The 3242-nt window shown below is 67.0% G+C and carries 2 protein-coding genes; both read right to left on the bottom strand.

The genetic code is table 11. The features are described from left to right. The coding region (locus AX729_RS32485; RefSeq protein WP_061028182.1) for a chemotaxis protein CheW at positions 1 to 435 on the bottom strand (435 nt) is incomplete at its 3' end. Positions 436 to 459: 24 nt separating this feature from the next. Next, the gene (locus tag AX729_RS32480) at positions 460 to 3240 is read right to left on the bottom strand and encodes a hybrid sensor histidine kinase/response regulator (RefSeq protein WP_061028181.1); all 2781 of its coding nucleotides are present in this window, start codon (positions 3238 to 3240) and stop codon (positions 460 to 462) included. Between the last annotated feature and the right edge of the window lie 2 nt (positions 3241 to 3242).

Raw genomic sequence — 3242 nt, 5'->3', positions numbered from 1 at the left:
GCGATCGACGTCGAGGACGACCATGAGCTGTCCGTCGAGGCGGTGAACGCCGCCGGCGAGCTTGGCCATGCGGGGGTCGAGGTTGACGGGGTTCTCCTCCATGCCCGCCTCGGGCAGGCGCAGCACCTCGCCGATCTGGTCGATCAGCAGGCCGTAGGATTCGCCGCGCAGGTCGACGCCGACCGCCATCGGGGTCTTGCCGTCCTCGTCCCTGGGCAGGCCGAGACGGGAGCGCATGTCGACCACGGTGACGATGCGGCCGCGCAGATTGAGGACGCCCGCGATCTCGCGCGAGGACAAGGGCACCCGGGTGACGCGCTCGGGCATGAACACGTCCTGGACGCGGGAGATCGGCAGGCCGAACAGCTGGCCGCCGATCATCGCGGTGACGTATTCGACCATGGTGCCTTCGCTGGACTGGGTCTTGTTGGCCATAAGCGTATCTCCTGATCCTGTCCGTTACGCCGCTGCCCGGCTCAGCTCGGAGGCGCCGGCGGCGCCCGCGGTCTGCTCCTTCAGCGCCGCGATCAGACCGGGACGGTCGAACTTGGCGACATAGTCGTGGAAGCCGGCCTGGCGGCCGCGCTCGATCGCCGCCGGCGACACCAGCGCCGACAGGCCGATGATCGGCGTCGAAGCGAGGTTGTTGTCGGAGCGAATGGTCTCGGCGAACTCGAACCCGTTCATGTCCGGCATCTCGATGTCGGTCAGGATCACGTCGAAGCTCTGGGCGCGCAGCGCAGCCAGGCCCTCCTGCGCGGTCGGCGCGGTGCGGACGCGGTAGCCGGCCGCTTTCAGCACCGGCGCCAGCATGTTGCGGAAGAACGCGCTGTCGTCGACCAGCAGCACCGACTGCGAGTGCAGCGACGGCTTCATCTCCTTGCGGGTGAACCAGTCGGAGAACGCCATCGGCAGGAAGTGGCCGACGTCGATCACCTCGGTGGCCTGGCCCTTGATCACGGCCGAGCCGAGAATGCCGGAGGAGGAGCCGCCGACCTCGATGTTGAGGCGCTCCTCGACGATGTCGATGATCTCGTCGACGACGAGGCCCATGGAGCGGCCGTCGTCGGCGAACACCAGGATCGGCTGGGCGCCCTGGGACGCGATGGTGACGCCCTCCATGGCGACGAGCGGCATCAGCTGCTCGCGATACTGCACCATGTAGCGGCCGTTGCTGAACTCGATCTTGTCGGCGGGCAGCTCTTCCAGGCGCGTGACCAGCCCGAGCGGGACCGCCTTGGGCTGGGACGAGCCGGCGCGGAACACCAGCAGCGAGGTGGTCTGCTCGCCCGAGCCGATGTGATGCGCCCCGTTCTCGTCGCCCATGTCATGGGCCGAGGAGCCGGCGGCGCCGAGCGCCTTGGCGATGCCGTTGGGGTCGATGATCATGATCACCGCGCCATCGCCCAGGATGGTGTTGCCGGAGAACATGTCGATGTGACGCAGTTTGGTGGACATCGGCTTCACGACGATCTCTTCCGTATGGAAGACACCATCGACCACGATGCCAAAAGTCTGGCTGCCGACCTGGGTGACCACGATGAAGCCGTTCTCGGGGTCGCTCGCCGCGCCGTCGTCGATCTTGAGCAGCTTCTTCAGGTGGATCAGCGGCAGCAGCTTGTTGCGCAGGCGCAGGACCGCGGTGTCCTTGATGCGCTCGATGCGGTGCTCCGAGTTGGCGCGGGCGCGCACCAGCTCGACCACGGAGAGCTGCGGGATGGCGAAGCGGTCGCCGGCCGCTTCCACGATCAGCGCCGAGACGATGGCGAGCGTCAGCGGGATCTTGATGGTGACGGACGAGCCTTCGCCGGCCACCGACTTGATGTCGATGGTGCCGCCGATCTGGTCGATATTGGTGCGCACCACGTCCATGCCGACGCCGCGCCCCGACACCGAGGTGATGGCGGCCGCGGTGGAGAAGCCCGGGGCGAAGATGAACTTGTGGATCTGGGCCTCGCTCATCTTCTCGAGCTCGGCCTCGGTGACGAGGCCCGAGGAGATCGCCTTGGCCTTGATCTTCTCGGTGTTGAGGCCTCTTCCGTTGTCGGCGATGCAGATGATGATGTGGCCGCCCTCGTGATAGGCGGACAGGCGGATGGTGCCCTGCTCGCCCTTGCCGGCAGCGAGGCGCTCGGCGGGGGTCTCGAGGCCATGATCGGCGGAGTTGCGCACCATGTGGGTGAGCGGGTCCTTGATCAAATCGAGCACCTGGCGATCGAGCTCGGTGTCGGCGCCGTGCATCTCCAGCTCGATCTGCTTGCCGAGTTCGCTCGACAGATCGCGGACGATGCGCGGCAGCTTCTGCCAGGCATTGCCGATCGGCTGCATGCGCGTCTTCATGACGCCCTCCTGCAGCTCGGCGGTGACGTTGGACAGACGCTGCAGCGGCACCTTGAACTCGGTGTCCTCGTTGCGGCGGGAGATCTCCAGCAGCTGGTTGCGGGTCAAGACCAGCTCGGAGACCATGGTCATCAGGTGCTCCAGCGTATCCACGTTGACGCGGATCGACTGGTTGGCGATGCGGTCGCCCTCGGAGGCGCCCTCGTCGGCCGTCGACCTCTTCGGCGCGGCCTTTTCCCGGGCGGGTTTTGCGTCCGCGACGGGCGCTTCGGGGGCGGGCTCGGCCTTTGCTTCGGCACTGGCGACGGGCGCCGGCGCTTCGATCGGGGTCTCGCGGAAGGCGCGCTCGAGCTCGTCGAGCGAGACTTCGCCCGGACGCAACGGGCGCTCCAGGGTCTGCTCGATCAGCGTGCCCGTGGTCAGCTCCTTGGCGGGCGCAGCTTTGGCTTCGGCCACCGGGGCTTCGGGCACCAGCGGCGGAGCGTCGGCAACGGGAGCTGCAGCACCTGCCGCCATCGCGGCCATGCCCTGCTCGACCATCGCTTCCAGCTTGTCGATGAGGTCGCGGTCATTGCCCTCGGGCTCGGCTTCGGTCGCCTCCAGGCCTGCGAGGATCTCCTTGATGCGGTCGATCGAGGACAGGATCACCGTCACCGCCTGCCCGGTCACCGGCATGCCGTCACGGAATTTGCCCATCAAGGTCTCGCCGGCATGCGCCAGCGCTTCGAGCCGCGGCAGGCCCAGGAACCCGCAGGTGCCCTTGATGGTGTGGACCAGGCGGAAGATGTTATCCAGGATCTTGGCGTTGTTCGGCTCCTGCTCGAACTTCACCAGCTGATTGTCCACGGTGTCCAGGCTCTCGCTGGTCTCCGTCAAAAACTCCCGCAACAGATCATCCATGA

Source organism: Bradyrhizobium sp. CCH5-F6, assembly GCF_001556045.1.
Classification (GTDB): Bacteria; Pseudomonadota; Alphaproteobacteria; order Rhizobiales; family Xanthobacteraceae; genus Bradyrhizobium.
The sequence above is the reverse complement of the archived record's forward strand: the minus strand, read 5'-3'. Positions and strand labels throughout refer to the sequence as shown.

Excerpts from the sequence above, each read along its gene's own strand:
- AX729_RS32480 (WP_061028181.1), bottom strand. The coding sequence starts at position 3,240 with ATGGATGATCTGTTGCGGGAGTTTTTGACGGAGACCAGCGAGAGCCTG.